This window comes from Sphingobacterium sp. UBA5789 (assembly GCF_002418355.1).
In the GTDB taxonomy this organism is placed as follows: domain Bacteria; phylum Bacteroidota; class Bacteroidia; order Sphingobacteriales; family Sphingobacteriaceae; genus Sphingobacterium.
Window position 1 is genome coordinate 140,591 of record NZ_DIDX01000007.1, and the last position, 6,431, is coordinate 147,021.

6 protein-coding genes are annotated in these 6,431 nt (G+C 38.7%); 1 reads left to right on the forward strand and 5 read right to left on the reverse strand.

What is annotated here, in order from left to right:
- Positions 1-57: 57 nt before the first annotated feature.
- The 3 genes from B4B65_RS18005 to map all read right to left on the reverse strand — a co-directional run bounded on the left by B4B65_RS18005 (position 58) and on the right by map (position 2,178).
- Positions 58-732, reverse strand: a complete 675-nt coding sequence (locus B4B65_RS18005; RefSeq protein WP_293917556.1) for a hypothetical protein — start codon at positions 730-732, stop codon at positions 58-60.
- Between the two features lie 49 nt (positions 733-781).
- Positions 782-1,300 carry a HEAT repeat domain-containing protein gene (locus B4B65_RS18010; RefSeq protein WP_293917558.1) on the reverse strand — a complete coding sequence of 173 codons (519 nt, stop codon included), beginning with the start codon at positions 1,298-1,300 and terminating at the stop codon, positions 782-784.
- Between the two features lie 125 nt (positions 1,301-1,425).
- Positions 1,426-2,178 (reverse strand): type I methionyl aminopeptidase, encoded by a 753-nt coding sequence (map, locus tag B4B65_RS18015; protein ID WP_293917560.1) that lies wholly within the window; start codon positions 2,176-2,178, stop codon positions 1,426-1,428.
- 100 nt (positions 2,179-2,278) lie between these two features.
- Here map and B4B65_RS18020 point away from each other — a divergent pair, with 100 nt between their 5' ends.
- Positions 2,279-3,088 carry a helix-turn-helix domain-containing protein gene (locus B4B65_RS18020; protein ID WP_293917561.1) on the forward strand — a complete coding sequence of 270 codons (810 nt, stop codon included), beginning with the start codon at positions 2,279-2,281 and terminating at the stop codon, positions 3,086-3,088.
- 33 nt (positions 3,089-3,121) lie between these two features.
- Here the strand turns inward: B4B65_RS18020 and B4B65_RS18025 are convergent, their stop codons facing one another.
- Positions 3,122-5,152, reverse strand: a complete 2,031-nt coding sequence (locus B4B65_RS18025) for a hypothetical protein (RefSeq protein WP_293917563.1) — start codon at positions 5,150-5,152, stop codon at positions 3,122-3,124.
- 688 nt (positions 5,153-5,840) lie between these two features.
- Positions 5,841-6,431 (reverse strand): PorP/SprF family type IX secretion system membrane protein (locus B4B65_RS18030; RefSeq protein ID WP_293917565.1); only part of this gene is annotated, 591 nt, incomplete at its 5' end.

Here is a 6,431-nt window from a genome sequence, read left to right on the forward strand (position 1 = left end):
TCTCTACATTTAAGCATCAGTGTACATCTTATATTGGGAAAAAGTAAAACAGAAAATTTACAAAACAGATATGTGTTTTATTGTCAATCCTGCAAGTTGTTCTTCTGTATTCAGATTTTTGCAGCCCTCCAGATTCAGTTGCTGGAGTTGGTCCAGATGATGAATAGTAGGTTGAAGTCTGCTTAATGCATTGCACTTTTGGAGAAAAAGCGTAGTGAGTTTGCTACAATTTTCGAGACCATCTATAGATTCAAATGATCCGCCAATAATACGCAGGTATTCCAGATTGACAGCATGCTTCAGAAAAGACAGGTCAGCATACTTAACACCACCAATCAACAATTCTTTCAAAGATGTCAGCTTATCCCATCCGCTAATTTTCGGTCCATAGCCAATATTAAGTTTTTCGACAATCGGAAATATCGACAGATCCAGATTAAATTCTCCTGCAGCACTCCAGCGCAGATTCTTTAATCCCTGCATGTATTTTAATCCGTTAATATCTGACTTTTTTGACATCGGAACTAGCCAATGAAAAGTTTCAATAAAATCTCTGTCTTTCAGAAAGTCAAAATTAACCGGCAGCTTACTCCAATCTCCGTCCGTCCAGATACAAACCTCACGAATGCCATTTTCACGGGCATAATCCAATCCTTCTTCCAGATATTCATATAATATCCGTATACCCTTAAAGTGAGACATTTCGCTGTAATCTACCTTAAATTTTTCCATTAGTCTGAAACTTTAAATTATACTTTTACATTACAATTCTATTCCGGATTTAGTTTTTTATTTTCTTCAATGCATCCTGATAGATCTTCTGAATGCTATTCTTCTGCTCCTGGTCGCAGACCTGTTCCACCGCAGGCAGCAATGTCACATTAAATTCTGTATTCAATTTGATGATCTGGCCCAATGCAAATGCAGCACTCCATCGTACTACAGTCCCTTCATGTGCCGTATTTTCCAGCAAATTGGAAATAGGCTCCTTCAATTTTGCAGGAAACAGATGAGCAATATTCCCAATAACTTTTGCACTTTCCCACTTTACACGAGGCGCTTTCGAACGCAAGGTTTGCGTTACAAACAGCAGCATATATTCGTCAGCAAATTCCGGATGACATTGCGTAACATATTCCAAAGCCTCTATACAGGTTGCTTTTACCGGGTTCTTTTGATTTTCAGCAAAAACAAGAAGTTCATCAACCGTAAGTGACTTATCTATCAGCCAGTTACTGATAGTCTCTGTTTTCTCTTTAGACTTGATCTCTTTTTCTTTAAAAAGTTCTTCGATGGTCATACTTCTATAATTGATTTTTACGACAAAAGATTTAGACGAATTAAATTAAGAAAAATTCAGTTCGGTAAGAACAAAAGATAAAGATTTTTACTCCTGAAACAGATCCGGTAATACGTATTCTTTTACTATTCCATAGCTGTCAGTATAATGGGCTTTTCATCTGTAACGACAAGAGTATGCTCATGTTGAACTGCAAACCCACCTTTATTACCTAACAGCGTGAATCCATCCGGTTGCTCAATAGCTAATGTAGAGTGCGTATTGATAAATGTTTCGAGAGCGACAACTGTTCCTTTTCTAAAACGTCTTCTGTCATCGGGATCTTTATAATTCAAAAGGTCAAACGGTTCTTCATGCAATGCTTTCCCTAAGCCGTGACCTCCCAGATTTTTGATGACCAGATATCCTTTTTTTCTGGCCTCGGTTTCAATATAATGACCAATTTCGTTGATCCTGACTCCTCCTTTAATACGGGATATAGCAGATAAAAGAATATTTTTTGAAGCTTCTACCAAAGGAGTATGTCCATGCAGATCCTCTCCTACGACAATAGATCCGCCATTATCAGACCAATATCCGTCAAGCTCAGCAGAAACATCAATATTGATCAGGTCTCCATCCTGAAGGATTCTACAAGGAGAAGGTATTCCATGTGCTACTTCATTATTGAGACTTATACAAGTATAACCCGGAAAACCATAGGTCAATCGGGGAGCAGATTGTGCACCGAATTCTCTCAATACATGTCCACCATATTCATCCAGTTCCTGAGTCGATATGCCCGGTTTGGCATATTGCTTCATTTTCATTAAAGTCACAGCTACTGCTTGACTTACGGCTTTCATTTTCTCTAATTCATTCTCATTGGATATAATCATATATTATTGCCTTATGGATAAGAAACAAAAATAAGAAGCAGATGTTGGAGATAAATCGTAAAATCCGGACATTTCATTACAGTTTACTAACTTTGTTGTGATGCCGATACATTTTTTAACTGCTATACGCTCACAAAACAAAGAAAGTTATATTCAAATTCCTCTCGATAGCGGGCTTGAGCGGTATGTTGAGGGTGTTTATGAATTTGACGGAACTATGCTGTGCAATCAAGTTGCTTTGTTCAGTGACGGCTATCCCGCTCTGATCCTTATGCCTTCGCAATCTGATAAAATAACAATCAGAAGTACAGCTTTACAGATTACAATGGGTCCGGCGTGGGTCTGCGGAGGCAACATACAACAGGTCTTTTTACAATCGGCAGAGCTTAAAGGTACGATCCGGATTGTTCGCTTTCATGCTCCTGTTTTCTTTAAGCTTTTCGGTCTCCGGTCAGATTACTTTGATTATCAACCTGCTTATGATCTGACAGAATCTACTGATCCTATTTTAAGCACATTTATACATAATTATTATCATCTTGGAGATGCAAAATGCCAGATAAAAAGTCTTGTAAATTTTTTATCCTGCCAACCTCTTCCTGAAGTAAAAGTTCCTGCACTACTACAGGAAAGACTGGAACAAATACAGCAAAGCTCCACTCCCACTACTCTACATATAAATTACAAATGGTGGCAACGTGCTTTTAAGAAACACTTAGGACTGGCACCCCAACAATATGTACAGATAAACCGCTTTTTAAAGGCTTACACATTATTCGAAGCGTGTCCCTCCCTGTCGCTTAATGATGTTGCTTATAGAATCGGTTATTATGACAGTAATCATTTATTAAAGGATTTTCATAAATACATTGGTCAATCGCCCAAAGCTTATTTCAAAACTAATGCATAAAACACTGCTTACGCTTACAATCTGAAAAGATATTCACCTAATTATCGTCTTTTTTTTTTCGGAAAGCTGCAGCATCAATTTCATTAATAGAAATTCTAATCCATTCCGCTGTTGTTCAGGAAAAGAAACACTTATTTCCCCTACCATCTGATCCTTAACAATCCCTTTGGAAGTGATCATTACATCACCATATCCGGCTAGCTCATCTACCTCTGTGCGCCAATCATGTGATACGGGTATATCCATATCCCGCAACAGTGCCGGAATACGATTGGTCTGCATTACTGCAGAAAATTTATTATCCTTTATTATCCTTTCAAAATGCTTATTTCCTACCGGTTTAGTTTTACTCTCTCTTATTCCTTCCAGATCTGTTCGGTCGTTAGATACAAAAACAAGGTCTTCCTGATACATGATGTATATGGGCATATCCCGACCGCCATTTCGTTCAATTTTATAGATATCATTATTTGCAACAGCCTTTTTCATAGCCACAGCCAGTTGCAGTCCTCTTACCAGCAGCCGCTGATCTTTTGATGTAAACATCCATACAAAGCGTGGAACCGTTTCTTCCTTTGTACGTTTCACTTCTTTCAGATCATAGTCATTGTTGTACTCATAATCGGTATATTCTGTCTTTAGTTTTGTCACACCGTTGAGCAGGACCAGATGATCGCCGGGCATTATTCTGGCTAATGCCTGTTCATCAAAAGCAACATCCATTGCTAAAGCCAGAAAAGGAGCAATTTCAGTTTCTTTACCAAACAAATAACCGAAGCGCTTTGAGATATATTCGGGCAGTTCCTTTATGTAGGCCTCTGAATTGATATTCAAGGATAGAAACCCAACTGTTTGTGCTGTGAAATAACGGAAAAACTTAGGATTGGGCTTTTGGTTATAAATACGCCTGGCAACCTGAAGCAGATCTTTATCCAAATCTACTCTTGTCTTTAGTTTGAGTGTATGCTCTTCGAGTTGCAGATCAACAAAAGCCTGGCCATATCCATATCTGAAATAGTATGGCTTGAATCCATAGTACCGGGAGCTCATATAGGCTAATGGTAACAAACCCAGATACAGCTCATCTACATTTTTGACCCAGGCGCGCATTAATGGTATTTTTTCATGAATTCCTTTTAACGTTTTTTCATCTAATCCTTTATGATCTGCCGATAATAAATTCTGCATTTCCTGATCCATCCATCGGACTTCAAGTACATTCCGGATGGAATCATTTTTTTGCTGTGCACGTTCATGTATGCGTGCTATAGAATCTGAATAATTTTTATCCTCTTCAGTCCAGATATCATTTACATTGATAGTATCGGTACTTTCTCTGTCAAAATCATATGCCTCAAACGTCACTTCTTTTTCATCACGAATATCTCCAAAAGTGATATATGAAGCAGAGTCAGGCTGTTCTACAGTTTCTAAACTATCAATGCCTTCTTCTGTATAGCTGTAAATTGAATCGGGTGCAGCATCTGCTACTTTATCATAAGAACCGTTTTCTATGTAGACCGGCATTGCTGCCATATCTATATTATCTATTCCATAACGTGTTGCAACAGAATCGCTATAGAAAAAATTAGCATTGATTCCACCTGACAGGACATAGAGTACATCCTTGTTCCAGGCTAACAAAGTGCCGTTAATATCTCTTGCTCTCAGGAATCCGCTTTCAGTCGCTACTTTTTCAATTGTGTCAGGCAGTATAGCTTCAAATTTATCCCGATTGTTGAGGGGCAAAATATAACCTATACAGGATATACTATCTGTATTCTTACTATACAGATAGCTATATTGTTCCAAATCTACCCCCATATCTTCCAAACTAACAGACTTTTGTCCTGTTCGCTGTTGGAAAGTATCAAAGAAATTAATCTTAATAAGCAATTCATTTAGCAATTTGGCATTGCTGTGTTTTAGAATCTCTTTTGTATTGATTACTGTTACAAAACCGGCTTCTTTGGGTATCCGTTGAGCTATTTTCTGGGCTTCTGCCTGTAGAATAATCAGAAATGTAAAACTAAAAGCTAAAATTATATTCAATCTACCATTCATATCTTACTTGTCTTTTAACAGGATGTATCTTATACTGTGACACCTGACCGTCTGATCAGGTGTACAATGCAGTATTTTACTATTCAACACACATACCCCATGAGGATACTAATGTATTCGCTTAGGTGCGAATCATTATGCTTCAAAGTTAGCCAATCGGCATATGCTGCACAATCCCCGAAATCAGGGATAGTCATGTACTTTGAAGTATCTCTGAAAAGAAAATTTAAAGTTCTGAATACGAGATTTCCCCATGAATATCAGAATAAGTTATGTTAGAAACCTCTCCCTAACCCTCTCCTTAAAAAGGAGAGGGAATTAGTTTGGCAGATACTGAAAGATTGATTAGTGGGCTGTTTTGCATCAGTTGGCGTCCACGTCAACCGTTTGTTATTACTTCTCTCCCCTTCCAAAGGAGAGATGCCTGAAAGGCAGAGAGGTTGATTAGTGGAGTTGATAGAGTTGAAAAGGTTAATAAAGTTTATAAGTTTCACTTTTGTTCCAATTGCTGGTGAGAACGGCAGCAAATGCAAGGAACTGGATTTTACCATCTCTTGCGTCAGTTGGCGTCCCCGCCAACTGTTTGTTATAATTCCTCTCCTTGAAAATTAGATGGATTGGGTCGGTATAAACAGAAAAGAGGTTCTGAAATTTCAGAACCTCTTTTCTCTATTAGGATATGTTATAATTACAATCTTGATCTGCTTTGATTTCCGAATCGCACAGACAGTCCCAGTTCATGGGTACTGTTAGCGATGTAACGATTCAAATCACTGTTTTTCAGGTTCTGCTGATAACTGTAAGCGACCCGAAGTCTGCCCAGATTGAATTCAGCCATTCCCATAAGATCTCCACGCTGTCTGTAACCTCCTCCGATACCGAATTTCTCATGGAAGAATAACATCACTGTACCATCAAACTGAACCCCTGTAACAGGACGGTAACTCGCCAGTAAACTCGGACGGATGTACATCTGATTGTCCAGATCAAAGATCACTCCCGAGGATACATAAAACGTATTGTCACGACCAAACTGACGCACATAGTTGGATTCCTTTGATCCGAAAATAGAACGTGGCATAGACACGCCTACATAATATCGATCAGGTCTCACTAATGACGCTGACAATCCGTACAACAATGTTCCATATTGTTCCGTCTGAAAGGCAGGATCACCCGGATCAAGGGAGCTGTAATCTCCACGCTGCTGCGTGTAGCCCAGGTTCACTCCCAGGCCGATGTATTCCTCATCTGAGATCTGAAGTGTTTTGGTAAAATT

Excerpts from the sequence above, each read along its gene's own strand:
- B4B65_RS18005 (WP_293917556.1), bottom strand. The coding sequence starts at position 732 with ATGGAAAAATTTAAGGTAGATTACAGCGAAATGTCTCACTTTAAGGGT.
- B4B65_RS18010 (WP_293917558.1), bottom strand. The coding sequence starts at position 1,300 with ATGACCATCGAAGAACTTTTTAAAGAAAAAGAGATCAAGTCTAAAGAG.
- map (WP_293917560.1), bottom strand. The coding sequence starts at position 2,178 with ATGATTATATCCAATGAGAATGAATTAGAGAAAATGAAAGCCGTAAGT.
- B4B65_RS18020 (WP_293917561.1), top strand. The coding sequence starts at position 2,279 with ATGCCGATACATTTTTTAACTGCTATACGCTCACAAAACAAAGAAAGT.
- B4B65_RS18025 (WP_293917563.1), bottom strand. The coding sequence starts at position 5,152 with ATGAATGGTAGATTGAATATAATTTTAGCTTTTAGTTTTACATTTCTG.